We start from the raw sequence: 26,456 nt of genomic DNA on the forward strand, positions 1-26,456 counted from the left end.
GCAATCGGCTTTCGGCTTTAAGGTACTTCTAACTCTTGAGTAATCTTTATATTGCTCAGAGTAGATAAAGTGACTTTGCTTTTTCATACAAGCCGACAGCCGACAGCCGACAGCCGACAGCCGACAGCCGACAGCCGACGTCTAAGTATACACTCTCCTCAGCTTCACGTTTTCCAATGGTCTGATAATCAGTGGTACTTTCTCGATTTTTACCGAGCTGCTGTCCAGACCGAACCATTTGTCTTCGGGGGTAGTGAAATCTTTGACGAAGAAGTAGGTTTTCATAACCAGCTGCTCGAATAGCGGCAGGTCGTTTTCGAATGAGAGGAATCTCTCCAGTACAACAAAGCGGAAGTCGCCCGTAATATTCTGCTTACTTAGTGATTCGTAGCGGCTGGTAATATCCACTTCCTTGTTCATTACCATATCTTCCACCACTTTCCGGAAAAACATGTTGATACGCTGATCAACCCTGAATCCCAACCTGAAATTGATCTTGATTACATTGTCATTGTTGTCATCGTCGGACAACACCTTGTATTCCATTGTGTACGGATCATCGGTAATATCCACGTGGATAAACCAATATACATCAGCCCTTTTGGGTCTTTTCTGGAAAATGGAGTAGATGACTTTTGTTTCAATTTCCGTAGCACGGGATGCATTGGTCATAAAAACGAGGTGAGTAGTGTATTTCGGAATACTGATATCGCGGCTCAACTCATGCAATGCAGGTAGGTATTTTTCAAGCTTGGTGTATTCAGTAAGCCGGAGCTTAATGTAAAATGCCCTGAGCCAGACGGTCATCAAACCAGCTACTAGCGTGCCTATCATAATTGTAAACCAGCCTCCATGCGTAAATTTCAGCAGGTTTGCGCCGAGGAACATTCCCTCAATGAAAAGATACAGCAGCATAAATACGATCACAATCCACATGTTTACTCTCTTGATGTAGAGGTAATAGGAGAAGAGGATCGTGGTCATGATCATGGTAAGCGTGATCGCCAGTCCGTACGCCGCTTCCATATTCGAAGACTGCCGGAAGTACAGCACTACTCCCGTGCAGCCCAGCCACAAAAGCCAGTTGATACTCGGCACGTAAAGCTGGCCTTTCTGGTCACTCGGATAGTTAAGCCTTACTTTTGGCCAAAAATTCAACCTGATCGCCTCGGATATCAATGTAAAAGAACCTGTGATAACGGCCTGGCTAGCGATAATCGCAGATAGTGTCGCAATTACCACTCCCGGCAGCAGCCACCATTCGGGCATGATTTCGTAAAAGGGCTTCCGCGCATTCAGGAGGTTACCCATTTCGGTGATCAGCCAGGCACCCTGCCCAAAGTAGTTGAGCAGTAAGCATATTTTTACAAAAATCCAGCTTACCCGTATATTCTCCCTGCCACAATGCCCAAGATCGGAATACAATGCTTCTGCACCGGTTGTACAAAGGAAAACGGCGCCGAGTATCCAAAAACCGCCGGGATGTTTGGTGATCAGATCGAAACCGTAAATGGGGTTTACGGCTTTCAGGATCTCGGGATGTTCCATAATCTGGAATAATCCCAGCACGCCCAGCATAACAAACCAGGTGATCATCAGTGGCCCGAATGCACGGCCCACCACCTTTGTTCCAAAAGCCTGAATAATAAAAATCAGCGTGAGAATGCCAATTACAATGGGTATAGTCTGAATATTCGGGTAAATCAGCTGCAAACCTTCTACGGCCGAGGATACCGAGATAGGCGGTGTAATAATACCGTCGGCCAGCAGCGTACTCCCCCCGATAATAGCCGGGACAGTGAGCCACTTCGCATGTTTGCGCACAAGGGCGTACAATGCAAAAATCCCACCCTCGCCACGGTTATCTGCGCGCAGGATCAGGATTACGTATTTGACGGTTGTTTGAAGTGTGAGCGTCCAGAAAATGCAGGATATTGCTCCGTAGATAATTTCTTCAGTTATCCTTTCATTCAGGATAATGGCCTGCATTACATAGAGCGGCGAGGTGCCGATATCTCCGTAAATAATACCAAATGCAACCAGCACACCAGCCGCTGTTACCTTATCAATTTTGTGCTTTGATTCCATTCATTTTGCTGAAAAAACAGCGAAAGTTAGGAAACGGCTTGCAAAGAAGATATTGTCAAAGTCAAATTTAATTTAGTTACAAAAAATCAACCCAGAAATGTGTTGAAAAGCAGGTAGCCATTTAGCAAAATGATGATCAAAGTAATCGCCCAGCTTATTACGGTGAGGATCTTCGAATTTGCAAATTTCCCCATAATAGACGATTTCGAAGTGAAGAAAACCAGCGGCACTACGGCAAAGCTCAGTTGAAGCGAGAGGATCACCTGGCTGAACACGAGCAGTTCGGCGGTACCTCTTTCACCGTAAAGGGAGGATACGATCAGTGCGGGGATAATGGCAATTCCGCGGGTAATCAATCTTCTCAACCAGGGTTTCAGGCGAATGTTAAGAAACCCTTCCATTACAATTTGTCCTGCCAGCGTACCGGTAAGTGTGGAACTCTGCCCGGATGCAAGAAGCGCCAATGCGAAGAAGATACTTGCCAGGCTGACCCCTAAAACCGGGTCAAGCAAATGGTAGGCGTCGGTAATATCAGCTATTTCAAAGTGTCCGTTGGCATGAAATGCAGTGGCCGCGAGGATCAGAATGGAGCCGTTGATGAAAAAAGCAAGACCCAGGGAAACCGTCGAGTCGATCGTAGCGAATTTGATAGCAGAACGTTTGCCGGCTTCGTCCCGCTTGAATGCGCGGGTTTGCACAATACTCGAATGCAGGTATAGGTTGTGCGGCATAACGGTTGCGCCCAAAATCCCGATTGCGATATAAAGCATTCCCGGGTTGGTAACAATCTCGGTTTTAGGGATCAATCCGCCCAGCATGCCCGCCACAGAAGGTTGTGAAACAAACATTTCATACATAAAGCTCAATAAAATAATCCCCATCAAGCCGGCGACAATGCTCTCTATAATTCGAAAACCCTTTTGTTGAAAATACAAAACAAGCAGTACATCCAGTGCAGTGAAGACCACGCCCACAGGCAGCGGCAGACCAAAAAGAAGGTTTAATGCAATGGCTGAGCCGATTACTTCTGCGAGGTCCGTAGCGGCAATGGCGACTTCAGATAATACCCACAGTACAAAGGAAACAGGGCGGGAGTAATAATCCCGGCAAGCCTGGGCAAGGTCCCGGCCCGCCGCAATTCCCAGTTTGAGCGATAAATGTTGCAACAGCATCGCAAAAAGGTTGGAGATCAGGATCACGGAAAGTAATGTATAGCCAAATCTCGAACCGCCTTCAATGTCCGTCGCCCAGTTGCCCGGGTCGATATAGCCCACTGCTACCATCAGGCCGGGGCCGGTAAACGCCATCATTTTTTTCCAGAAACCAGCTCCTTCCGGAACTGCTATACTGGAATGTACCTCTGACAGTGATGCCAGCTGGTTCTTATTATCAAGCGCCTCTTTGCGTAGAAATTCTTTCACTTTTAGACCGTCCATCATTTTAGCTGCAACCGAAACAGTAATGAATATTACGAAACCAAATATAAGAAAAATCTCAAAAAAAATTTAGGCTAGGCTAAATTTTTTATTTTCCGCTTTCCAAATCGTACTTTTGCTAATATTCGGATCATAAATCCCTGGTTTCCGCGCAATGCAGAATTCGTTCACAGAAGAAAACTATTTAAAAATCATACACGCGCTTTCCGGCAGGGACGGTGGCGAGGTAAGCACCAATGCGCTTGCCGAAAGCACCGCCACGCGCGCAGCTTCCGTGACAGATATGTTACGTAAACTGGCGGAGAAAGGATTAATCAATTATAAAAAATACCAGGGCGTAACACTCACTGAGCAAGGGGAGAAGGTAGCTATCAAGGTGATCCGCAAACATAGGTTGTGGGAGGTGTTTCTGGTGGAAAAGCTGGGATTTGGCTGGGACGAAGTGCACGACATTGCCGAGGAGCTGGAACATATTCCATCTGAAATTCTGGTTGAAAAGCTGGACAATTTTCTGGGACATCCGCGCTTTGATCCTCACGGAGATCCGATACCCGACGCCAAAGGGAACTTAACTGAGCCTGATTACAAGGTGCTTACTGATGTTCATGTGGGAGAAAAGGTACGTATGATGGGTGTACTGGACCACGCGCCTTCGTTCCTGCAGCACCTGGACCGTTCGGGGATCAAGCTTGGATCTGTAATAGAGGTAAAAGAAATTAATGAGTACGACAAGTCTGCTTCTGTACAAATAGACGGCGGGCAATCGTTGTTTATCAGTCTCGAAGTATCAAAAAACCTATTGGTACAACGCCGATGAGACACTGCCAGCCATGAGATTTAAAATTCTGGATCGTTACCTGATCAAAAACTTCCTGATCACCTACGTTTTCGTAGCGTTTGTCATCGTGCTTATTATCTGCATGATCGATTACACGGAGAAGGTCGACGATTTTCTGGAAAAAAAGGCCCCACTCAGGGAGATCCTGATCGATTACTACCTCAACCTGATACCTTACTGGATCAATTACATCAGTCCGCTGATGGTATTTATCGCCACGGTATTCTTCACGTCGCGCATTGCGGCGCGGACTGAGATCATCGCTATTCTCAGCAGTGGAATAAGTTTCGGGAGAATGCTGCTGCCTTACATGGTGGGCGCGATGATCCTGGGAGTTGTTACCTTTTTACAGGTGGGCTGGATTTTGCCAAAAGCCAATAAAATCAGGAATAGCTTTGAGAAAACGTATGTAAAAGACCAGTTTTATTTCAGCGGGCACAATGTGCATATTACCATTGCACCGGACGTGTATGCCTATCTTGAAAGCTACAATAACAGCAGCAAGACAGGCAACAAGTTCACAATGGAGACCATCAAGGGTAACCAGCTTGTCCAGAAGTTTTATGCCGATAAGATCGTGTGGCAGCCCAAAAAGGGTAAATGGACAATGCAGAACTACCAGGTACGGACGCTGGACAGCCTGGGTGAAAAGCTGAGCCAGGGAATGGAGATAGACACGGCGATCAACCTGTCGCCCAAAGACTTTGAAAGCGACTATAACCTTTTTGAAACATTTACATTACCCGAGCTGAATGCGCACATCGACTTGCTGAAAAGCCGCGGCTCGGACGGACTTGAAGTTTATCTGATCGAAAAATACATTCGTTTTACGCAGCCTTTCGCCATTCTGATCCTTACAGCGATCGGTGTTATCGTTTCGGCGCGGAAGAGCAGGCGAGGAGTTGGCTGGCAGATCGCGCTCGGCTTTATGCTTGCATTTATTTATATACTCTTCTTTCTTTTATCAAAAGGTGTGGCTGAGGCGGGTACCATTAATACGCTGTTCGCTGTTTGGCTGCCAAATATCGTTTTCTCGTGCATTGGGGTGATTTTGTATAAAACATTGCCGAGATAAGTATGTTTACATCTGCCACGCTGCGCTCTTATTTGCACCTGCATTTCCTGGTACTAATCTGGGGATTTACCGCGATTGTAGGTCTGCTGGTCACTATTTCACCCATTGCCCTTGTTTTTTACCGGACACTTTTCGCCTGTCTGGGGTTAGGGGTTATCATTTTATTTAAACAAAAGCGCTTCCGGACAAATCCTGCAGACTTGTTGCGGATGTTTGGGGTAGGGTTTATTTTATCGGCGCATTGGATGCTGTTTTTTGCTTCTGCGCGTGTTTCCACAGCTTCGGTATGTTTGGCCGGAATGGCGACAACCTCTTTGTGGACCAGCATCATAGAGCCTCTGGTGAACAAAAAAAGCATCCGGCCGCTGGAAGTAGGATTGGGGATTCTGGCTTTTGCAGGATTGTATGTGGTATTGCGGTTCGAGTTTGATCACGCGCTCGGGTTAATGCTCGCGCTGGCTTCTGCACTTCTTGCTGCCATGTTTACAGTGGCGAACAGCCGGCTGGTACAGCGCATTGATGCTTATGTGATCACTTTTTACGAGATGGCAGGTGCGACCTTCTTTTCATTGTTGTCGCTGTTTGTTGCAGAAACATTTCACTGGACCGGCGATGCGCCTTACCTGCCTGAATCGGGTGACTGGATCTGGATTTTGTTCCTTGCCTGGATTTGCACAGTTTATGCAAGTACCATGGCCACGCAGCTGATGAAGCAGTTTTCGGCTTACCTCATCAACCTGACTATCAACCTGGAACCGGTTTACGGAATTGCACTGGCATTTCTGTTTTTTGGTGAAAAGGAAAGAATGACGACCGCATTTTACTGGGGTACCCTGCTGATTTTGCTGGCTGTATTGCTGTATCCATTGCTCTCGGGAAGTGTTCTGGACAAAGGCAGCCGGAAGATAAGTGAGGTCAACAAATGAACGATTATAAACGCCCCTGTCCGCGGGAAAGAAGCATATTAACTTATTACTGCTATTTTTGTCGATTCAATCCACACGGTAATATATGAATCCAGCACGACTACTTTTAGTAATACCATGTTACAATGAGGAAGCTATTCTGAATCTTACCTACTCCAAACTGAACATTTATTACAATAGTATCAAGCAGCAGGGCCTTATAGCCGAAGACAGCCGGATCTGTTTTGTCAATGATGGCAGCCGCGACCGAACGTGGAAAATCATTGAAGAGCTCTGTCAGTCAGACCCCAATGTGATCGGTGTTGGATTATCAAGGAATTTCGGCCACCAGAGTGCTATAATGGCTGGCTTGGAGCAACATGTGGACCAATTTGACTGCTTTATCACCATCGACGCCGACTTGCAGGATGATATCAATGCGATTACCGGCATGATAGAAAGGCACCGCGAAGGCGCAATGGTCGTTTACGGTGTGAGGAGCGATCGCAGTTCAGACAGCTGGTTCAAGCGTGTTACTGCTGAAAAATTCTATCTCTTAATGCAGAAAATGGGGGTTCCGGTCATCTTCAATCATGCGGATTTCCGTTTGATGGACCGCAGGGTTTTGCAGGAGCTGGGTAATTTTAAAGAAATCAACCTGTTCCTCCGCGGCATTGTTCCTCTAATCGGTTTCAGAAACGATAAAGTATATTACAGCAGGCTGGAACGCGAAGCTGGCGAGACCAAATATCCCCTGAGCAAAATGCTGCTTTTTGCGTGGAATGGAATTACTTCTTTTTCCACATTCCCAATGCGGCTGGTACTTTACTTCGGGCTTTTCAACTTTTTGATCGCGATGCTCATCGTGGTTTATATCCTCTTTTCCTTCCTGATCGGGCACACCGTGCCGGGCTGGACATCGACGATGCTGCCGCTCACCTTTTTCAGCGGGTTCAATATGATGGCGCTGGGACTGATTGGCGAGTACATTGGAAAGATCTACGAAGAAGTAAAAGGCCGCCCGAGATACATTATTGAAAAAACTGTCAATGAATAGATTTTATAGAAAATACAGGACTGTTGGCAACTGGATCAACATTGCATTGCTGATCGCAGTGCTGCTTCCGCTGCTTGTGCTCTCATATTACAACCATCCCTCAGCAGCTGACGATTATTGCTACATTGATACCGTGCAAAAAGTGGGCTGGTTTGGTGCAATGAAGTTGTACTACACCACCTGGACGGGCCGCTATTTCGGTGTCCTGCTCAATCACAGCAATCCGTTGCTCTTTCACTCTATTACCGGTTTCAAGATATTGCCGGCGGTTCTGTTGGGCGGGACGATCTTTGCATTATACAGCTTGTTCCGGCATTTAACGCCTACTTTGTCGAGAGTCGCGCATTTGGGTTTTGCAGGCGCTGTCTTCTTCTTGTTTATACTGAAAATGGCCAGCCTTGCCGAAGGTTTTTACTGGATGGCGGCATTTGTAACTTACACGATCCCCAATATGCTGACGCTGTTCTGGATTGTGCTTGTGCTCAGATGGTACCGGCAGGATACGCAATCGGCAAGGATACTGGTCGGCGTACTGGCAGGTTTTCTCGTGTTTGCAGCAATCGGTTGCAGCGAGCAAAACATGCTGACAATGGTATTGCTGGTAGGGGCCTGGTGGGTTTACCGGCTTATTTACCACCGGAAAGTGGACGCGTTTATGATTTCAATGCTGGTTGTTACGGCATTATCCTGCTACGCACTGCTCGGCTCGCCGGGCAACCAGGCAAGGATTGGCGGTAACCCGCTGGGCGGTAACATTCCATTCTCGGTGGTTTCAACGATCAAAAAACTGGCGGTACTTGGCTACGAATGGATCTTTACAACTCCATTGGTATTTTTCACGGCCGTCTGGCTGGTAGTTATGTCGCGGCTGTCTGAGGGAGCACGCAACTATTTCTCAATCCCGATCTGGTACGCGGTACTGCTTTTCATTGGCGTACTTTCTGCGCAGCTTTTTCCGTCCTATTACGGAGTGGGTATTGAGCCTACGCATAGGGTTGTAAACAGTGCCTATTTCTTTTTCTTGATTGGTTGGTTCTATGTTTTTGGTGTGGTCTTCCATTATTTCAAGCAACATCGGTTTGCGGTTTTCCAGTTTACCGTCGCCCGTTTTGTAGGACTTTACGTAATACTGCTGGCATCCACTGCGCTTTCTTTTTACCGGAGCGGCAATGTAAAGCTGATTTATTCAGATTGGCTGAGAGGTACTGCTGCTGCGTATGATCAGGAAATGTATGCGAGATACGAAATCCTGAAAAACAGCAAAGAGGAAGTCACATATCTTCCGCCGATCCGTTCCAAAGCATTCTCGATTTATGTAGAGGACGATCTTACCTCCAATCAAAATCACTGGTGGAACAAATGTATGGCGGGCTACTATGGCAAAGGTGCCATCATTTTGAAGGATGTTTCAGGTGAACAAAACAAATAAGCTTTTCCCGATTACCGTCGCGCTTGTGCCCATTCTTATCTGGGTATTTGTGATATTATACTACTCGGTGGACCTGCCCTGGCTCGACGATTTCGATCCATTCCCCGATTTCCTGCACAAATGGATCGGGGCTTCATCGGCACCGGACCAACTCACACTGCTCTTTCAGCCTAATAACGAGCACAGAATGGTGGTAGGCAAGCTGGTCACGCTGGCTTATTATTGGGTTACCGGAAAGCTTAATTTTACATTCCTGCACATTGCCGGAGCGTGTTTCACATTAGGTACATTATTCATTTTCTGGCGGGTGTTCCGGCAGACGAAGCTGAATATCTGGTACTTTCTGCCCATTCCCTTCCTGTTGTTCCAGCTGCAATATCACCTGGTTTTCCTTTGGGCAATATGCAGCTTGCAGCATCAGCCCGTGGTACTGTTCGTTTGCTTGTCAATGTACTTGCTTGCCAATAAGCGCTTTACCCTGGCCGCATTGTCCGGGCTTTGTGCGACTTATGCAATGAGCAGCGGTATTTTTGTCTGGCCGGCCGGAGTAATGGTTTTGCTGTTGAGCGGGCGCTACAAGCAGCTTGCGATCTGGTGTTTGATCGCCGTGGCTGGTGTGAGCCTTTACTTTTATGGCATGTCGGCCCAGGGAAATGAGTCGAGCTTTGAATTCTTTGCAAAATACCCGCACCTATCTTTCCTTGGATTTTTTGCCTTTCTGGGCGGTTTGTTCGACCTGTTTCCTGAAAAGCGCATTGAAGTACGCACTGCATTGCCAATCTTAACGAGCTTTCTCATCATGATCTGGATAGTGCGCTGGTTATGGCAATTGTTCTCGGAATGGACAGCAAGGGCATTCGGCTGGCCTGGCAAAACAAGTGCGAAATTGGTCAAAAGCGATGAGCATGAATACAGTCCGGTGCAGATGTTCTTGCTGGGCGTTATTACATTCCTGCTTGTTAATGCGATTATCATCGGGTTGTTGCGGCCTCGTTTCGGGTTTTTCGTAATGGTGGTGAGCAACTACAAAATGTACCCTGCGCTATTCCTGGTTGCAGCTTACCTGACATTCATTACCTCAAACCTGGCAGAAACAAGTCGTAAGCTTTTGTTCAGAGCTGCTTTGGGGGTAAGTATGCTGATATGGATCATTTCGGCGATCAACTATCTCCCTGTTATCTCGGAGCGGTCAAAGTACCTGATGATCAATGGATACAATCAGGAATTTAACGGATTCGGACTTGGTCACGTGCCATTTTCGGCGGGTGCTGCCTATGTGGATAGTCTGATGAAGGGAATGGTTGAAATGGGAGTGTACCACTATCCGGAAGGAGGAAAGGCGATCGCACAGCGGGTGAATGCACTTGATGCAAAACCGGCTTATTCCAATATTTTAGTAAAAGAAGAAGGTAGCCAGATTTATATCAATGATCCCGCCGGTTCGATTACACTATTCAAAGACAAAGGAGAATATGTGTTTTTGAAAAATCCGGAAAGAACTTACCTCTTCAAAATGGAGCCCAGGAAATATGCAGGAAGAAATATTTTCCGGCAATATGAAAAAGGTGCTGACATTGCCGTTCCTTATGCCGCTCTGCTTCCCGGATCTTACAATGTAGGAATTATCAGGACTGGCAATCCTGTTCCCGAAGGAGGCATTCTTCGAAAAATCATAATCCCTTAGCTCATACATTTTTTCGATAATAGCCCGAAAGGTGTATTTTTGCCAATATTGGTCATTGAAAATCCCTGAATATTGAAAACTCCTCAGATATCCATTGTAGCGCCGTTATATAATGAATCCGAGTCACTCCCGCTACTGGTGCAGCGGATCAATGCATTGATGGATTCAAGTCCCCTGGCGATTGAAGTAGTGTTGATAGATGATGGAAGTAAGGATGATACTGCATTAAAAATCAAGCAGGTAGCATTGATGGACGAACGTTACCACGGCGTGTTTCTGTCCCGGAACCACGGTCACCAGCTTGCATTAACTGCCGGTATCTCGGCTGCAAAAGGAACGGAGGCGCTTTTCGTGATCGACGGTGACTTGCAGGACCCGCCAGAACTCTTACCTGAGTTTTACAAGCTGCTCAAAGAAGGAAATGACGTGGTTTATGCAGTCAGGAAGAAGCGAAAGGAAGGTTTTATCAAACGGACAGGTTATCATTTGTTTTATCGCATTTTACGCTCTATTTCCTATGTGGATATCCCATTGGACAGCGGCGATTTTGCATTGGTTAGCCGCCGCGTGATCGATGTAATGAACAAAATGCCCGAAGAAAGCCGCTACCTCCGCGGAATGCGTTCCTGGATCGGGTTTAAGCAAACCGGTTACGAGTATGAAAGAGATGCACGGATTGCCGGAGAATCTAAATATTCATTTAAACAGCTTTTCCGGCTTGCGTATAACGGGATCTTCAATTTCAGCGAATTCCCGATCAAGTTCATGAGCCGGGCGGGCATTGCGGCGATCATGATTTCTCTGGCTTACTTTTTAGTTGTAGTGGCCAAAAAGTTGTTTTTTGCCCACGTAATCGAAGGTTTTACTTCATTACTTTTCGTCATTATTCTATTTAGCGGAGTGCAGTTGCTGGCGCTTGGCATAATCGGGGAATATGTGCTCCGGATATTTTTTCAATCCAAAAACAGGCCTTTGTTCATTATCAAAGAAGAGATAGTCAACAGAGAGTACATTTCGCCCGATGCTGTTTAATACAATTCAGTTCCTGATTTTCTTCCTGGTTGTTACGCTGGCATATTTCAGTTTGTCCTGGCGTGGCCGCTGGATCCTGTTGCTTGCTGCGAGCTGTTATTTTTACATGGTTTTCAAGCCGGTATTCATATTGATCTTGTTTGGAACCATTGTAATTGACTACTATGCAGGTATCTGGATCGAGAAGTCGCAAGACCCGCGACAGAAAAAATGGCTTCTGATTATCAGCCTCATTTCCAATATCGGCATTCTTGCCTTTTTTAAATACTACGATTTTTTACAGGATTCTATCAACGGACTCCTCGCGAGCGCCGACCTGCGGCCACTCGTCCCGCCCTTGACGCGCCTCATTCCTGCTCAATTTGCACAGTGGATTACGACAGGCTCAGGTAAGATTTTGCTGCCGATCGGTTTGTCATTTCACACATTTCAGGCAATGAGCTACACCATTGAAGTGTACCGCGGGCATCAGAAGGCAGAGCGCCACTTCGGGATCTATGCGCTTTATGTGATGTTTTACCCTCAGCTTGTGGCGGGTCCTATTGAGCGGCCGCAGAATATGCTTTTCCAGTTCCATTCATATTTCAAATATGATTTTGAGCAGGTAAAAGAAGGGTTAATGCAAATGGCATTCGGGCTTTTCAAGAAGATCGTAATCGCCGACAGGCTCTCGATGTTTGTCGATTACGCCTACGATCCCGGCAGTGAACAAAACGGACTTACCCTCCTTACGGCCACTGTTTTTTACTCCTTCCAGATCTACTGCGACTTCTCAGGTTACTCGGATATGGCGATAGGCGCGGCGCGTGTGATGGGATTTACGTTGATGGACAACTTCAAAGCGCCTTATGAAGCCAGGTCTATTAAGGAGTTCTGGGGGCGCTGGCACATTTCACTTTCCACCTGGTTCAGGGATTACTTGTATATCCCGCTTGGAGGAAATAGGAACGGGGAATTTGCCCGATATCGGAATCAGATGATCGTTTTCCTGGTAAGCGGGTTGTGGCATGGTACGAGCTGGAGTTTTGTGATTTGGGGCGGGTTACACGGTTTTTATCAGATCGCAGCTTCTCTGCGGGATAAGTGGCTTGAAAAAGCCGGTATCCGCTTTCCCGACAATGCATTAACCAGGATAATCAACCTGATTGTGACCTTTTTACTGGTTTCGCTAACCTGGGTATTCTTCCGTAACTCGATCAGCCGCTCCATCGAAATATTGAAAGGGATAGGGAACCTGTCTTTCTCCGACAAAATCATGTCACCGCTGAATGCATTTGAAATGTGGTTCTGCGTATTCCTGATCGCATTTTTGCTGATTAAGGAGCATTATTTTGAAAAGATACCGACCAGAAATACGGTAGCCTTTTTCATCCTGTTTCCCTTACTTGCATTCCTCACTTACATACTCTGTGTAGTTACTGAAAAGCAGTTTATCTATTTCCAGTTTTAAAAAGGAAGTATTGGGTAAACAATTGCTTTCAAATATTTGTTAGTTCATCTCGAAGGGCAGTTTCACGTCCATATTCTATTTTGTTTTAAAATGTACGAAGTAACATCTGACAACCGATTGAAAAGTCTAATTGTTGTTGGTGACAGGGTTTTGATCCGTCCCAAAAGTCCAAGTGACAGAACAAACAGTGGCTTATACCTTCCGCCGACCGTCACTGAAAGAGAGCAGGTGCAAACAGGCTACGTGATCAAAGTCGGCCCGGGCTATCCCATTCCGGTGGCAGTAGAGGAAGAGCCGTGGAAGGAAACAGAGGAAAAATTGAAATACATGCCGCTGCAATCCAGGGAAGGCGATCTCGCGATTTACCTGCAGCGGAATGCGATCGAACTGGAATACGACGGCGAAAAATACGTTATCGTGCCACAATCCTCCATCCTGATGCTTGAACGCTCGGAGGATTTGTTTGATTAGAGTTTATGAGTTTAGAGTTTATGAGTGTAAATCTCAATTTAAAACTCTCCAACCCTAAACTCATGAACTCATAAACTCTAAACTTATAAACTCATGAAATACAAATTTCTAAGCAATACCGGAGTGCTGGTTTCAGAGCTTTGTTTTGGGACGATGACATTTGGTGGAGAAGGTTATTGGGAGGCAATTGGCCGACTGCAGCAGGAAGAAGGGACCGCGCTTGTTAAAACTGCTTTTGACAGCGGGATCAATTTCTTTGATACTGCCAATGTATATTCCTATGGTAAGTCCGAGATCATTTTAGGTCAGGCGCTGAAAGACCTGGGCATTAAGCGCAATGAAGTGGTAATTGCTACCAAAGTCCGCGGCAGAATGGCGCCTGGCGCAAACCAGATCGGTTTGTCGAGATTGCATATCATGGATTCTGTAAATGAAAGTCTTGAAAGGTTAGGAACTGACCACATTGACCTGTTTTATGTCCACGGTGTGGATGTCGAAACTTCACTGGAAGAGACGATGCGGGGACTGGAAGACATTGTGCGGTCAGGTAAGGTGCGGTATCTGGGCGTAAGTAACCACGCGGCCTGGCAAATTATGAAAGCAAATGGGATTGCTGAGAAAAACGGCTGGACCAAATTCGTGGCTTGTCAGCATTATTATACAATTGCCGGTCGCGACCTGGAAAGGGAACTGGTACCTATGATGAAAGACCAGAACCTTGCATTAATGCCGTGGAGCCCGCTTGCAGGAGGATTTTTGTCAGGCAAATACACGCGTGATAACCAGTCTACCGGAGATAACCGGCGCGACAGTTTTGATTTTCCGCCTATTGATAAAGAGAAAGCATACGATATTATAGATGTTATTCAGCCCATTGCCGAAGCCCATTCCGTTTCGGTGGCGCAAATTGCATTGTCCTGGCTCTTGCATCAGCAAAGTGTAACGAGCGTTATTATTGGGGCGAAAAAGCCTGATCAGCTGAAAGAAAACATTGCTGCAACTTCTGTGGTACTTACTTCGGAAGACCTCGAAAAGCTGAATGCGATCAGTGCATTGAAAACAGAATATCCGCAGTGGATGTTTGAGCGTCAGGGCAGAGACAGGATACCTGGATGATATGTTCAACAACATAATTACTATCCTTGCTCTATTGCTTTTTGGGAATGCTGCTCAGGCGCAGAAAAGCGTTGCGATCACGATTGATGATGTGCCCAATGTGCAGATTGTAGAACGCGATGGAAGTTCTCGCTTGCTGAAAAGACTGGATTCACTGCATATCCCTGTCGCCATTTTTATTAATGAGGCAAATTTGCTGAAAACCGGCAATGCAAAACAAAATCAGCAATTGTTGAAAAGTTGGCTTGTCAGCGATTTTATCACCCCTGGCAATCACACCTATTCGCATCCTAATTATAGCGAAGCAGGTTTCAATGCATTCAGCGAGGATGTGATCAAAGGAGAAAAACTGACGCGCAAGATTTTGGCGGGTACCGGCAAAAAGCTGAGTTACTTTCGCTTTCCTTTTAATGCAATGGGGAAGGATAGTCTGGCGCATTTGCAAATGCAACAGTTTCTGGTGCAAAAAGGGTATAGATTAACACCATTCACGGTGGAGAGTGAAGACTGGCTATACAACGAGCTGTACGAAAAAGCTTTGCGCAAAGGAAATAGTGCACTAGCCGATTCGATTGCAGATCAATATATTACGATGAGCTTGAAGCTGTTCAGCTATATCGACAGCATTTCAGTCGCTATGTTCGGGAAAGAAGTCAGGCATATTTATCTCTGCCACGATAACCGGCTAAATACAGATTATCTGCCGGTATTGATTCAGAAATTAAAGGATAACAGGTACCAACTGGTCAGCTTGGACGAGGCGATGGAAGATCCTGCCTATAGATCCATTGATTATTACTATGGAAATGCAGGTTTTTCGTGGCTTTACCGGTGGATGAAGCATGCAGATAAACAAAAGGCGGCAATGCGCGCGGAACCTCTCAATCCAGGCATACAGCGGGCTTACGAAGAAATGAAAAAGTCGGAATAAGCTAAAAACAAAAAAAGCATGCAGTGAATGCATGCTTTCGAAATGTCTTAGTATGACTAAACTTAGATAACGCGAACGTTAACTGCGTTTAGACCTTTTCTTCCATTTTCCACGTCGTAAGACACTTTGTCGTTTTCACGGATATCGTCTTGAAGACCTGAAACGTGAACGAAAATGTCTTTTTCACCTGATGCTGGTTGGATGAATCCAAATCCTTTGGAATCATTGAAAAACTTAACTGTACCTTCTGCCATTAGAATTGATCTTATATTTTTAAAAATCAAATGTATATAGAAAAAATATATAAACAAGATTAAAATTTAATTTGCTTAGAATTATTCTTAATAATTTAACAAAAAATGAATGTCTGTAATTGACGTCAACAGCCTGATTTCGCCTTTTTGGTTACCTAACGGGCACTTTCAGAGCATATATCCGGCATTGTTCCGGAAAGTGAAAGGAGTAAAATATTTCCGCGAAAAAATTGTAACTCCGGACGAAGATTTCCTGAATCTCGACTGGTCCGGCGCAAATAGTAACCGATCGGACACGCTTGTGATACTTACCCACGGGCTCGAAGGAGATAGTTCCAGGCAATATATGCTGGGCCTGATCAAGCTTTTAAATAAAAACGGTTTAGACTGCCTGGGATGGAATTTCCGTAGCTGCGGAGGTGAAATGAATAATGCTTTGCGGTTTTATCACAGCGGGGCAACCGACGACCTGGATCTGGTAGTACAGCATGCATTGCTGCGCGGATACGAGAATATCTACCTCGCCGGGTTTAGCCTCGGTGGTAACCTCACACTTAAATATCTGGGTGAATACGCCGCGCAACTGGACAGCAGGATCAAAAAGGCATTGGTTTTTAGCGTGCCGATGGATTTGAAAGCATGTAGTCTGGCGATTATCAAGCCCGAGAACAGGGTATATATGCAGCGGTTCCTAAACACACTCAGTCCGAAAGTTGCGGCGAAAGCAGCGTTGTATCCCGACCATATTTCGATTTCTGATTATAAGCACGTAAAAACGCTTTACGACTTTGATCACATTTATACAGCTCCGTTGCACGGGTTCAAAGGCGCAGATGATTATTATGCGCAATGCAGCTCCATGCATTTCCTGAAAAATATTCGTGTGCTGACCCAGATTATCAATGCAAAAAATGATCCGATAGTCCCGTTTGCGAGTCTGCCGCTGGACGAATTACGGATACATAATCACGTTTCGCTGATCGCAAGCAGTGAGGGCGGACACTGTGGATTCAGGCCTGCGCGGCTGGTTGATGAGTTCTATTGGTCGGAAAAGCGGGCTCTGGAGTTCTTCCTGGCAGAAAACGGGTGAGTGAACCGGCGACGCACGCGTCCTAAATTTTAAACTGTTCGAATCATTATTTTGTTAGCGTCATATCTAATATGATTCGTAATTTTGCCGCCCGGATCCTTAGATAGGTATTTCTTTTTGACCCGATTATTATTCAGTTATTCCCTGCTTCATGTCCACATTAACACTCAATCCGTTACCGTACATTATCATTGATTTCGACAGTACTTTTACCAAAGTAGAAGGCCTCGACGAACTTGCAGCGATCGCATTGAACGGGCATCCTGAAAAAGATCAGGTTGTTCAGAAGATCACCGATCTCACGAACAAAGGAATGAATGGCGAAATGTCGTTTGCAGAAGGACTTCGTCAGCGCATTGCATTGCTGAAAGCCAATCGCTCGCACATCGGTGAGTTGGTTAACCTTCTCAGGACCAAGGTTTCGGATTCTTTTAAACGGAATGCGCACTTTTTGACTGAAAATACGGATCAGATTTATATCGTTTCAAGCGGGTTCAAGGAGTTTATCGTTCCTGTTGCTACTGAGCTGGGTATCCGTGCGGACCATGTTTATGCCAATGAGTTTGTGTTTGATGAAGAGGGTAATATCATTGGAATAGATGAAGAGAATGAGCTATCGACTGACGGAGGGAAAATCAAGGTATTAACTGCATTGAATTTACCAGGTGACGTTTACGCGATCGGCGATGGTTATACAGACTATGAATTGAAAGCATCCGGGCTTGCAAACCGCTTTTACGCATTTACCGAAAATATAGAACGGCCGCGGGTCACCGCAGTAGCCGATCACATTGCGACTTCGTTTGACGATTTCCTTTATGATAACAAGCTGAGCAGAAGCCAGTCTTATCCAAAAAGCCGCATTAAAGTATTGTTGCTGGAAAACGTGCACCCGGCTGCATTACGCGCTTTTAAAGAAGAAGGTTTTAGTGTAGAATTCGTCAAAGGCGCATTGGATGAAGATGAGCTTTGCGAGCGGATCAAAGATGTTTCTATTATAGGTATCCGGTCTAAAACCAATATCACGAAACGCGTTCTTGAAAATGCCAACCGCTTGATGGCGATCGGCGCATTTTGTATCGGTACCAACCAGATTGACCTGGAAGAGGCTGCGAAAAAAGGAATAGCTGTTTTTAACGCGCCTTACAGCAATACGCGCTCGGTAGTGGAGCTGGCTGTTGGTGAAATGATCCTGCTGATCCGGAATATAGTTGGCAAAAGCAACCAGCTGCACCAGGGAATCTGGGACAAATCTGCGAATGGAAGTTTTGAAATCCGTGGAAAAAAGCTTGGAATGGTCGGTTACGGCAGTATCGGAACACAACTTTCGGTAGTAGCCGAGGCGCTGGGGATGGAGGTTTACTTCTATGATGAAGTGGAGAAGCTTTCAATTGGTAATGCCAAAAAATTGAATTCACTGGAAGAACTGCTTTCCATTGCGGACGTGATCAGTATGCACGTTGACGGACGGAAAGAAAATACCAATCTGATCGGCAAGCGTGAATTCGATCTGATGAAAAATGGAGTCATTTTTCTGAACCTTTCACGGGGCCACGTGGTCGATATTCAGGCTTTGGCTGATGCTGTAAAAAGCGGAAAAGTTGCCGGAGCGGGTGTCGACGTTTTTCCAAAAGAGCCTAAAACCAATGATGAGCTTTTCGAGAGCGAGTTACTTGGTTTGCCCAATGTGATCCTGACACCGCATATCGGAGGAAGTACAGAAGAAGCTCAGGAGAATATTGGCCATTTTGTTCCTTCAAAGCTGCTTGAATTCATGAATAATGGCAGCTCTTACGGTAGTGTTAATTTCCCGGAAGTACAGTTGCCCAAGTTGAAAGACTCACACCGGCTGCTGCATATCCACGCAAACGTACCGGGTGTACTGGCCAAGCTGAACCATATTTTTGGTAAAAACAATATCAATATCACCGGTCAGTACCTCAAAACCAATGAGCATATCGGATATGTTATTGTGGATATCGAAAAGGGATATACAGAGGAATTTATTCAGGAAGTTAAAGAGCTGGAAGGTACAATCCGGTTCCGCATGCTTTACTAATTAAAGCGAAATACACTTATCCAATACCATGTCGCTCACCTTCTTTACTCCGGGCCCTGCCCAGCTTTATCCAACATTTGAAAAGCACCTGCAGACTTTTGTTTCCAATCAGCTTGGATCAATCAGCCATAGAAGTCAGCAGTACCGCGATTTACACAAGTTCACAGTTGATCAGCTCCGCACCCTACTCAATGTGCCTGATACGCACGCGATCCTATTTCTTGGCTCAGCGTCGGAAGCTTGGGAAAGGATACTTTTCAGCTGTGTGGAACTGGAAAGCTTCCATTTGGTGAATGGTTCTTTTTCGAAAAAGTTCTACGACTACTCCAATGCGCTGAATAAGTACGCGCACAAGTTTGAAAAGCCAATGGGAAGTGGGTTCTCGGCGGCAGAAATCGAGGTACCTGAGTACGCAGAGTTGATTTGTGTTACCCACAATGAAACGAGCTCGGGAGTACAAATGCCGGTTTCGGAAATCCACAAGTTGAAGCAGAAAAATCCGGGCAAATTCATTGCTGTGGATATTGTATCCTCTGCACCTTACCCCGACCTGGATTATACATTAATAGATACCGCATTCTTTTCTGTTCAAAAAGCATTCGGTCTTCCCGCCGGATTGGGCGTCTGGATTGTCAGTGAAAAATGCCTGGCGAAGGCTAAAAGCATCAAAAATCAATATTCAATAGGTGCACACAACGATTTGCCGACACTCTGGAAAAATGCACAGAACAATGAAACGCCAGCGACACCCAATGTAATGGGAATATATTTGCTGGGGAAAATTGCAGAGGAGTTCAACCAGATCGGAGTGCAAACCATGCGCAAGCAAACCGAGCAGAAAGCTGCATCGATCTATAAGTTTATAGAGAAAACAGCGGGCTTCTCGTCATTTGTGAAAGAAAAGCCGTACCGCTCACAAACAGTTATTGTGGCTGATACCGAACAGCCTTCTGCTGACATCATTAAAAACATCAAGGAAAAAGGAATGGTAATTGGCAGCGGATACGGAGAATTTAAAGCCTCTCAACTGCGTATCGCCAATTTCCCGGCTATCTCAGCGGAAGAAGTTGACAAGCTTCTTTATGAATTAGGAAAATTGTAGGATCTCCATTGTGACCAAGCGCTTGTTTGAACGTCTAAATTCAAACAAGCGCTTTTTTTGTGTATACCAACGATATACTTTGGAAATCGATCCTGGAAGATACTTTTGAGGACTTCCTGGTGTTCTTCTTTCCCGAATCTCATTCATTGTTCGATTTCAGCAAAGGATTTGAGTACCTGGATAAAGAGCTCGAACAGCTCTTTCCGGTAGATGACTGCATAGGTGGGGTCAAGTTTGTGGACAAGCTGGTGAAGGTATTTTTGCTTGACGGGAATGAAGAATGGATCCTGGTACACGTAGAAGTCCAGGGTTATGCAGACAAAACATTCGCCGAAAGAATGTTCACTTACTATTACCGGATCTGGGATAACTACAGGCGCCGGATTACAGCATTCGCTATCCTGACTGACGAGAATGCTGCTTTCCTACCGGAGAGATTTGAACAGGACTTTCTCGGTACCCGTCTGACTTTTCAATTCAATGCATACAAGATATTGGAGCAGTCTGAAGAAGCATTGCTTCGCAATACCAATCCTTTTGCGCAGGTTATTCTGGTAGTTAAATCTGCAATGCGTGGTAAAACGCTCGAAAAAGAAGATTTACTCTCACTGAAAATCGCATTAGCCAGGAGATTACTCGCGATGCAAATTCCGAAGAGGAAAATTGGAAAGCTGATGAAATTTCTGAAACTTTATGTCAAGTTGGATAAGCCTTATATGGAGGATAAATTCAATGACGAAATTTATAAAATCACTAACACACAAAAAGACGCTATGGGAATTGATGATGTCTATGAGCAGTTATGTATTGAGCAGGCTGTTGAAACGCAGGTTGTAAGAGTTATACGAAATATGCTCCGCGAAACTTCCTTGGATAATAGTATGATTGCCAAACTTGTCGAAGCGCCGGTCTGGTTTGTTGAAGAAGTTAGAGAAAGAGAAAAGTACCTTTAACGCTCTATATTTACATTGCATTAAAGCGTAGAATCAACGATTCTGCGCTTTTTGTTTTTTAGTTCATTCACAAATCAATCTATTAATGACGCTCTACAAACAATTCCTGGCTGCCACCATGATTTTGTCGACGTTCGCTGAGGCCTTTTCGCAGACCGCGACAACAACAGAGCTATCCTACAAAAACCCGGTCTTTGAACCTATTCTTGCCGACCCGACTGTTGTCAGGGCGGAAGACGGCATGTTTTATGCCTACGGAACAATGGATAACTGGGGGGATGGAAATGGTGCGCACTTAGTGCCAATTATCAGGTCAAAAGATCTGGTGCACTGGACCTACCTTAAAGATGCATTTACCAAAAAGCCAGCCTGGAAAGAGAAAGGTGGTATCTGGGCACCTGAGGTGGTGAAGGTTGATGGTAAGTACCACATGTATTACGCATTTTCAACATGGGGCGACGCCGACCCAGGTATTGGTCTTGCAGTTGCAGATTCGGCTGCCGGACCGTTTACAGATGCAGGTAAGCTGTTTTTAAGCTCAGAAGCAGGTGTTCCCAACTCCATTGATCCATTCTACATGGAGATTGACAACAAAAAATACGTATTCTGGGGAAGTTTCAGCGATGCTGCCACCCAGGGAACCTATGGTGTCGAGCTGAGCAAGGACGGCAGGTCAGTTCCGGATTTGTCCAAAAAAATCAAAATTGCCGCAGGAGACTTCGAGGCGGTAATGATTCAGAAAAAGGGGGAATATTACTACTTCTTTGGCTCAAAGGAAAATTGCTGCGAAGGTGCCAAAAGCAAATACAACATTCGCGTGGGCCGCTCCAAAAATCCACTCGGACCTTACGTCGACAAGGAAGGAAAGGAGCTCACGCAGCGCGGGACAGGTACATTACTGGTTCATCCCAGCGAACAATACGCCGGCCCCGGGCACAATGCCCGGTTTGTTACCGACGATAATGGTACAGACTGGCTGCTTTATCACGCTATTGACAAGAAAAAACCACATGTATCCACAGGCGCAAATCGCAGAGTGCTGATGCTCGACAAACTTACCTGGCCGAATGGATGGCCGGAAATTGCAGGTTTGGAGCCAAGTAGTTCTGAAAACAAAGCGCCCATTTTTAAATAAACCTTTTAGTTAAAATGAAGTTATTCAAATCGACAATCCTTGCGGTATTTGCCGCATTGCTCACTTTTGGCTGCGCGAAAAAGGCAGAAGAAAATAAAGAACAAGCCGCTGCATCAGACAGTAGCCAGGCGGCACGGGCAATCTGGTCCAAGCAACAAGCCAACGATTGGTATGCCAAACAAGGCTGGCTGGTAGGTGCAGATTTCCTGCCCAGCACAGCGATCAACCAGCTTGAAATGTTCCAGGCAGCTTCATTCGATACTGCCACGATCGACAAGGAACTGGGTTGGGCGGAAGAAATCGGCATGAACACCATGCGCGTTTACCTGCACGATCTTTTGTTTCAGGAAGATTCAGCAGGTTTTGTAAAGCGTCTCGATACATTTCTGGATATAGCTCAGAAGCACAAAATAAAACCTATGTTCGTGCTTTTTGATTCTTGCTGGGATCCATTTCCAAAACTGGGAACGCAACGCGCACCGAAGCCGGGCGTACATAATTCCGGCTGGGTTCAGAGTCCGGGATTGGAAGCATTGAAAGACAGTACGCAATATCCGCGCCTGGAAAGATATGTAAAAGGGACTGTTGCTGCATTCGCAAATGACGATCGCATTCTTGCCTGGGATGTCTGGAATGAACCAGATAACCCAAATACGAGCTCCTATGGAAAAGTGGAATTGCCTAATAAGGTTGACTACGTGCTGCCTTTGCTGGAAAAATCATTTGCCTGGGCGCGCTCCGTAAATCCTTCTCAGCCACTTACTGCCGGTGTTTGGAATGGAGACTGGACTTCGCATGAAACATTGAAACCCATTGAAAAAGTAATGATTGATCAATCGGATATCGTCACTTTTCATAATTACGAAGATGCAGCGGATTTTGAAAAACGCATCAAGCAGTTGCAACAATACGGTCGCCCAATGATTTGTACCGAGTACATGTCGCGTGGAAACGGAAGTTTCTTCAAAGGATCATTGCCTATTGCCAAGAAGTATAACGTAGGCGCCATCAACTGGGGGCTTGTAAGCGGAAAATCCCAAACAATCTATCCTTGGGACAGCTGGAAAAAAACATATACGAGCGAGCCGGAACTGTGGTTTCACGACATTTTCAGAAAAGATGGTACACCTTACAAAAAGGAGGAAACTGATCTGATCAAGCAACTTACGGCCTCTAAGTAGGTCAAGGTTCCCAGGTAACTGCCTTGAGATTTTAACAAACAGAACAGTTAGGCAAAAGATTTTTAGAAATAGCGCCTGCTACTAAGTTACTATTACAAAGAAGTTACGTCTAAAAGCATAAACGCCCGGTTTATGCAAACACATTACAGAATATTACAGAAAGCACTGTTCCTGGTGCTTTCTGTTTTTAATTTCAGTCAAGCCCAGACAATCTACTTTCACCAGGATTTTGCAAAAACAACTTCCCTGGTCAATCCGCTTCCTGACACCGGGCAGTTCAGCCATATTATTCTGACGGCACCGCAATTATCTTATCACAAGTTTCACAAGGGTTACGTAGAGTTTGTCAGGTCTCAGCAGGATTCTGCTACTGGCGGGATCATTCGTGCAATGCGGGCGACCCCATTCGAACCCAGTCCGAAAACGTTGTTTATTCAGATTAAACTGGCTGCTGAGTCTGTGCAGTCCAGCGCCGTGAATGCTGTTTATTTTTATGCAGGCGAGGATTTTAACCCCGTCAATAATTCATTTCCGGGAAATGGGATTATGTTCTCCAAGTTCGTGATCAACTTCAAAGAAGACTCAATTTGCATTAAAGATTCAGAAAGTCAAAAAACAAGTCGCTGGCTTTCTGAAAAGGAGGTAGTTACCCTCACCTGGGTGCTCAACAATGCAGACAAAGATCTCATTTATGACGCGCCCGGTAGCAGCGGGGAAGTGACAGTCGTCCCTGGTACTTACGATTTGTGGCTGAATGAAGAGCCGGTAAGTCTGGGAAGCAAGGGATATCCCGGCAACTCGGTTTTTTCCCCGACGAAGCTTTCCAATTTCGAGATAAGGTTCAGGAATGGACTCGGCAAGCTGCGTATTTTCGATATTCTGATCAGAGATGGAGAAAAAGAAGATGCAGCTTCAAATCCCATTGCATTTCCTAATCCGGTGGCGCAACGTGTGTTTCAGATCAGGTCGCAGGGTATTGATATCAGTACGATCCGCCTGATCTCGTCTTCCGGTAATTCGGTTGCTGCTAAAACAGAGGCTTTACAAAACGGTACAGTGCAGGTGCGGATACCTGAATATCTTCCGTCAGGAATATACATTATCCGATATAGAGACCGGTACCAGGTGCAAAGACAGTTGAAGGTACTCGTGCAGTAATGGTAAGCTGACTGAAAAACCACTTACTCAAAAGCACAACCGCTTACTCGAAACGCCTTTTTCGCTGGCATTGCACCTTATACTTTCGTGATTATTTACAATCAAAAACATATAGTCATGAAAAAAATGTCTCTTAAAAATCTGTCTGCACTGCTACTCTCTCTTGTACTTGTTGCAGGTGTTTTCTCGTGTAAAGATGATTCTGAAAATCCGAAGCCAAATGAACCTGTCAATGAAAACAAAGTAGAAGGTTCATGGAAAATCAAAGCGATGACCATTGAACCGGCAGTAAATGGAATCACAGATATGCTGGCTTTCTATGAAGCTTTGGCAGGCAACAACTGCCTTTCACAAACAACAATCACATTCAATGGCAACGGAAAGGTTACCGGTGCTGTTCCTGCAGGTTGTGTGGAAGATGATGATTCTCCCGTGGTAGGTACAGGTGCAACCTGGAAAGTAGTCGGTAACAAAATCCAGATTATGGAAGATGGTGAAACAGACGAGTTTGATCTGGAAGTAAAAGGGAATGAAATGAAATGGTCTGTATCGGAAACAGAAGATGGTCAGACGTTCAAAACTACATTGGTTTTTAAAAAGTAAGCAGTGTAAATGGTGCGGCAATAGATTGGCTTAGCACAACTTTCTCTTTAAATTTTCGAAATTATCAAACAAATAGCCGGTCTTATGTCCGGCTATTTGCATAATATTGCAGATATTCCTTAGAAACCCATATTATTTGAAATGAATTCTGTAATAGCACCTCGTTCAGATGCTTCCCACCTTTTTAGTGCCCCAGTCATTGTTGCCGCACTTGGTTATTTTGTAGATATCTATGATTTGCTGCTTTTTGGGATCGTCCGGATACCCAGCCTGATCGCACTTGGGCTGTCGGACGCCGAAATTTCCATTACCGGGGCCAGTATTCTCAACTGGCAAATGACCGGCCTGCTCTTAGGTGGAATTCTCTGGGGAATTCTTGGTGACAAGAAAGGGCGCCTTTCCGTACTCTTCGGTTCCATTATCACTTATTCACTTGCCAACATCGCCTGCGGTTTTGTCCAGGACGCGGATGTGTACAAAATCCTTCGGTTTATAGCCGGAGTAGGTCTGGCTGGTGAGCTGGGTGCGGGTATCACATTGGTTTCCGAGATTCTACCAAAGCACCTGCGCGCGATCGGAACTTCGCTGGTGGCGGGTATTGGTCTGCTAGGAGCTGTTGTGGCTTATTTTACGGTTGAGTTTTTCAGCTGGCGCTATGCTTATTTCATTGGCGGAGGTTTGGGGATATCGCTGTTGTTGCTGCGGATCGGCGTATTTGAGTCAGGTATTTTCAAAGATATCAAAGACCAGAAACATGTCGAAAAAGGCAATTTCTTCGCCTTATTTACCAATAAAGACCGGCTTGCCAGATATCTAAGATGCATTGGCATTGGTCTGCCAACCTGGTTTGTAATTGGTATTCTTGCCACTTTCAGCAACGAATTCGGGAATGCATTGGGCATTGCCGAGCCTATCAAGCCAGGGTTGTCCATTATGTGGTGTTATGTTGGTCTGTCCATAGGCGATCTTGCCAGCGGATTTATCAGTCACTGGCTGGAATCGCGCAAGAAGGCTGTATTTTATCTGATGATTTTTACGTTAATAGGAAGCTTGATTTACCTGTACGCCGGAATTACTTCTCCGACTTACTTTTATGCTACTGCTGCATTGCTCGGTTTCGGGATCGGGTACTGGGCTATGTTTGTGACAATAGGAGCGGAACAATTTGGTACAAATCTGAGAGCAACAGCCGCGACTACAGTGCCGAACATGGTACGTGGAACTGTGGTGTTAATGACAACATTATTCGCTAATTTTAAAGACTCTTTTACGGTAATCAATTCAGGTGCGCTGGTGGGGGTAATATGCTTCGCAATAGGTATTTACTGCATTTTGACAATACCCGAAACACACGGAAGGGATCTGGACTTTTTGGAAGAATAGATAGAGGCTATCCTCGGAACATTGAA

Annotated in this window: 23 protein-coding genes; 20 read left to right on the plus strand and 3 right to left on the minus strand. The window is 45.5% G+C overall.

Translation table 11 applies throughout. The features are described 5' to 3' along the window. Positions 1-141: 141 nt before the first annotated feature. Together AC1XTG_RS15955 and AC1XTG_RS15960 are read right to left on the minus strand one after the other, a co-directional pair. Positions 142-2,088, minus strand: a complete 1,947-nt coding sequence (locus AC1XTG_RS15955; protein ID WP_484842629.1) for a KUP/HAK/KT family potassium transporter — start codon at positions 2,086-2,088, stop codon at positions 142-144. An 86-nt stretch (positions 2,089-2,174) separates the two neighbouring features. Beyond that, the gene (locus AC1XTG_RS15960) at positions 2,175-3,524 is read right to left on the minus strand and encodes an Nramp family divalent metal transporter (RefSeq protein WP_409012508.1); all 1,350 of its coding nucleotides are present in this window, start codon (positions 3,522-3,524) and stop codon (positions 2,175-2,177) included. A gap of 154 nt (positions 3,525-3,678) precedes the next feature. Here AC1XTG_RS15960 and AC1XTG_RS15965 point away from each other — a divergent pair, with 154 nt between their 5' ends. The 11 genes from AC1XTG_RS15965 (at position 3,679) to AC1XTG_RS16015 (ending at position 15,512) form a co-directional block, all read left to right on the plus strand. Then, entirely contained in the window at positions 3,679-4,341 is a 663-nt protein-coding gene (locus tag AC1XTG_RS15965; protein ID WP_056280822.1) for a metal-dependent transcriptional regulator, read from the plus strand. Positions 4,342-4,354: 13 nt separating this feature from the next. Beyond that, complete coding sequence (locus AC1XTG_RS15970) at positions 4,355-5,437, plus strand: LptF/LptG family permease (RefSeq protein WP_056280824.1); 1,083 nt, start codon at positions 4,355-4,357, stop codon at positions 5,435-5,437. 2 nt (positions 5,438-5,439) lie between these two features. After that, positions 5,440-6,363, plus strand: coding sequence for a DMT family transporter (locus AC1XTG_RS15975; RefSeq protein WP_484842630.1), 924 nt, complete (start codon positions 5,440-5,442; stop codon positions 6,361-6,363). Positions 6,364-6,448: 85 nt separating this feature from the next. Next, the gene (locus AC1XTG_RS15980; RefSeq protein ID WP_484842631.1) at positions 6,449-7,399 is read left to right on the plus strand and encodes a glycosyltransferase family 2 protein; all 951 of its coding nucleotides are present in this window, start codon (positions 6,449-6,451) and stop codon (positions 7,397-7,399) included. After that, positions 7,392-8,828, plus strand: a complete 1,437-nt coding sequence (locus AC1XTG_RS15985; RefSeq protein WP_056280830.1) for a DUF6056 family protein — start codon at positions 7,392-7,394, stop codon at positions 8,826-8,828. The genes AC1XTG_RS15980 and AC1XTG_RS15985 overlap by 8 nt, the downstream gene beginning before the upstream one ends. Next, on the plus strand, positions 8,803-10,512 hold the full coding sequence (locus AC1XTG_RS15990; RefSeq protein WP_484842632.1) for a hypothetical protein: 1,710 nt from the start codon (positions 8,803-8,805) through the stop codon (positions 10,510-10,512). The genes AC1XTG_RS15985 and AC1XTG_RS15990 overlap by 26 nt, the downstream gene beginning before the upstream one ends. 72 nt (positions 10,513-10,584) lie before the next feature. Next, positions 10,585-11,544, plus strand: a complete 960-nt coding sequence (locus AC1XTG_RS15995) for a glycosyltransferase family 2 protein (protein ID WP_484842633.1) — start codon at positions 10,585-10,587, stop codon at positions 11,542-11,544. Continuing rightward, positions 11,534-12,994, plus strand: a complete 1,461-nt coding sequence (locus AC1XTG_RS16000; RefSeq protein ID WP_484842634.1) for an MBOAT family O-acyltransferase — start codon at positions 11,534-11,536, stop codon at positions 12,992-12,994. Before AC1XTG_RS15995 ends, AC1XTG_RS16000 begins: the two co-directional genes overlap by 11 nt. Positions 12,995-13,084: 90 nt before the next feature. Continuing rightward, positions 13,085-13,465: a co-chaperone GroES gene (locus AC1XTG_RS16005; protein WP_484842635.1), complete on the plus strand. Its 381-nt coding sequence runs from the start codon at positions 13,085-13,087 to the stop codon at positions 13,463-13,465. 93 nt (positions 13,466-13,558) lie between these two features. After that, positions 13,559-14,581, plus strand: a complete 1,023-nt coding sequence (locus AC1XTG_RS16010) for an aldo/keto reductase (RefSeq protein ID WP_056280840.1) — start codon at positions 13,559-13,561, stop codon at positions 14,579-14,581. Position 14,582: 1 nt separating this feature from the next. After that, complete coding sequence (locus AC1XTG_RS16015) at positions 14,583-15,512, plus strand: polysaccharide deacetylase family protein (RefSeq protein ID WP_484842636.1); 930 nt, start codon at positions 14,583-14,585, stop codon at positions 15,510-15,512. A gap of 62 nt (positions 15,513-15,574) precedes the next feature. Here AC1XTG_RS16015 and AC1XTG_RS16020 read toward each other — a convergent pair whose 3' ends face one another. Then, the gene (locus AC1XTG_RS16020; protein WP_031526203.1) at positions 15,575-15,766 is read right to left on the minus strand and encodes a cold-shock protein; all 192 of its coding nucleotides are present in this window, start codon (positions 15,764-15,766) and stop codon (positions 15,575-15,577) included. A gap of 109 nt (positions 15,767-15,875) precedes the next feature. Between AC1XTG_RS16020 and AC1XTG_RS16025 the strand changes: the two genes are divergently transcribed. From AC1XTG_RS16025 to AC1XTG_RS16065, 9 genes are all read left to right on the plus strand, one after another. Beyond that, complete coding sequence (locus AC1XTG_RS16025) at positions 15,876-16,856, plus strand: YheT family hydrolase (protein ID WP_484842637.1); 981 nt, start codon at positions 15,876-15,878, stop codon at positions 16,854-16,856. Positions 16,857-17,007: 151 nt separating this feature from the next. Then, positions 17,008-18,915, plus strand: a complete 1,908-nt coding sequence (gene serA, locus AC1XTG_RS16030) for a phosphoglycerate dehydrogenase (RefSeq protein ID WP_056280846.1) — start codon at positions 17,008-17,010, stop codon at positions 18,913-18,915. A gap of 28 nt (positions 18,916-18,943) precedes the next feature. Then, a complete protein-coding gene (locus AC1XTG_RS16035; protein ID WP_484842638.1) occupies positions 18,944-20,017 on the plus strand; it encodes an aminotransferase class V-fold PLP-dependent enzyme in 1,074 nt (357 codons plus the stop codon). 59 nt (positions 20,018-20,076) lie between these two features. Beyond that, on the plus strand, positions 20,077-20,970 hold the full coding sequence (locus AC1XTG_RS16040) for an RpnC/YadD family protein (RefSeq protein WP_056280850.1): 894 nt from the start codon (positions 20,077-20,079) through the stop codon (positions 20,968-20,970). 85 nt (positions 20,971-21,055) lie between these two features. Further along, positions 21,056-22,105, plus strand: a complete 1,050-nt coding sequence (locus AC1XTG_RS16045) for a family 43 glycosylhydrolase (RefSeq protein WP_484842639.1) — start codon at positions 21,056-21,058, stop codon at positions 22,103-22,105. A gap of 14 nt (positions 22,106-22,119) precedes the next feature. Next, complete coding sequence (locus AC1XTG_RS16050; RefSeq protein ID WP_484842640.1) at positions 22,120-23,286, plus strand: cellulase family glycosylhydrolase; 1,167 nt, start codon at positions 22,120-22,122, stop codon at positions 23,284-23,286. 132 nt (positions 23,287-23,418) lie between these two features. Beyond that, the gene (locus AC1XTG_RS16055; RefSeq protein ID WP_484842641.1) at positions 23,419-24,444 is read left to right on the plus strand and encodes a T9SS type A sorting domain-containing protein; all 1,026 of its coding nucleotides are present in this window, start codon (positions 23,419-23,421) and stop codon (positions 24,442-24,444) included. A gap of 117 nt (positions 24,445-24,561) precedes the next feature. Then, positions 24,562-25,047 (plus strand): lipocalin-like domain-containing protein, encoded by a 486-nt coding sequence (locus AC1XTG_RS16060; RefSeq protein WP_056280854.1) that lies wholly within the window; start codon positions 24,562-24,564, stop codon positions 25,045-25,047. A 141-nt stretch (positions 25,048-25,188) separates the two neighbouring features. Then, a complete protein-coding gene (locus tag AC1XTG_RS16065; RefSeq protein ID WP_484842642.1) occupies positions 25,189-26,430 on the plus strand; it encodes an MFS transporter in 1,242 nt (413 codons plus the stop codon). Positions 26,431-26,456 lie beyond the last annotated feature (26 nt).

It is taken from the genome of Dyadobacter sp. HNCC25DJ183, from assembly GCF_056895175.1.

Excerpts from the sequence above, each read along its gene's own strand:
- AC1XTG_RS15955 (WP_484842629.1), bottom strand. The coding sequence starts at position 2,088 with ATGGAATCAAAGCACAAAATTGATAAGGTAACAGCGGCTGGTGTGCTG.
- AC1XTG_RS16015 (WP_484842636.1), top strand. The coding sequence starts at position 14,583 with ATGTTCAACAACATAATTACTATCCTTGCTCTATTGCTTTTTGGGAAT.
- AC1XTG_RS16060 (WP_056280854.1), top strand. The coding sequence starts at position 24,562 with ATGAAAAAAATGTCTCTTAAAAATCTGTCTGCACTGCTACTCTCTCTT.
- AC1XTG_RS16025 (WP_484842637.1), top strand. The coding sequence starts at position 15,876 with ATGTCTGTAATTGACGTCAACAGCCTGATTTCGCCTTTTTGGTTACCT.
- AC1XTG_RS16055 (WP_484842641.1), top strand. The coding sequence starts at position 23,419 with ATGCAAACACATTACAGAATATTACAGAAAGCACTGTTCCTGGTGCTT.
- AC1XTG_RS16035 (WP_484842638.1), top strand. The coding sequence starts at position 18,944 with ATGTCGCTCACCTTCTTTACTCCGGGCCCTGCCCAGCTTTATCCAACA.
- AC1XTG_RS16010 (WP_056280840.1), top strand. The coding sequence starts at position 13,559 with ATGAAATACAAATTTCTAAGCAATACCGGAGTGCTGGTTTCAGAGCTT.
- AC1XTG_RS15980 (WP_484842631.1), top strand. The coding sequence starts at position 6,449 with ATGAATCCAGCACGACTACTTTTAGTAATACCATGTTACAATGAGGAA.
- AC1XTG_RS15970 (WP_056280824.1), top strand. The coding sequence starts at position 4,355 with ATGAGATTTAAAATTCTGGATCGTTACCTGATCAAAAACTTCCTGATC.
- AC1XTG_RS16005 (WP_484842635.1), top strand. The coding sequence starts at position 13,085 with ATGTACGAAGTAACATCTGACAACCGATTGAAAAGTCTAATTGTTGTT.
- AC1XTG_RS15985 (WP_056280830.1), top strand. The coding sequence starts at position 7,392 with ATGAATAGATTTTATAGAAAATACAGGACTGTTGGCAACTGGATCAAC.
- AC1XTG_RS16020 (WP_031526203.1), bottom strand. The coding sequence starts at position 15,766 with ATGGCAGAAGGTACAGTTAAGTTTTTCAATGATTCCAAAGGATTTGGA.
- serA (WP_056280846.1), top strand. The coding sequence starts at position 17,008 with ATGTCCACATTAACACTCAATCCGTTACCGTACATTATCATTGATTTC.
- AC1XTG_RS15965 (WP_056280822.1), top strand. The coding sequence starts at position 3,679 with ATGCAGAATTCGTTCACAGAAGAAAACTATTTAAAAATCATACACGCG.
- AC1XTG_RS15960 (WP_409012508.1), bottom strand. The coding sequence starts at position 3,524 with ATGGACGGTCTAAAAGTGAAAGAATTTCTACGCAAAGAGGCGCTTGAT.
- AC1XTG_RS15990 (WP_484842632.1), top strand. The coding sequence starts at position 8,803 with ATGTTTCAGGTGAACAAAACAAATAAGCTTTTCCCGATTACCGTCGCG.
- AC1XTG_RS16045 (WP_484842639.1), top strand. The coding sequence starts at position 21,056 with ATGACGCTCTACAAACAATTCCTGGCTGCCACCATGATTTTGTCGACG.
- AC1XTG_RS16050 (WP_484842640.1), top strand. The coding sequence starts at position 22,120 with ATGAAGTTATTCAAATCGACAATCCTTGCGGTATTTGCCGCATTGCTC.
- AC1XTG_RS16065 (WP_484842642.1), top strand. The coding sequence starts at position 25,189 with ATGAATTCTGTAATAGCACCTCGTTCAGATGCTTCCCACCTTTTTAGT.
- AC1XTG_RS15975 (WP_484842630.1), top strand. The coding sequence starts at position 5,440 with ATGTTTACATCTGCCACGCTGCGCTCTTATTTGCACCTGCATTTCCTG.
- AC1XTG_RS16000 (WP_484842634.1), top strand. The coding sequence starts at position 11,534 with ATGCTGTTTAATACAATTCAGTTCCTGATTTTCTTCCTGGTTGTTACG.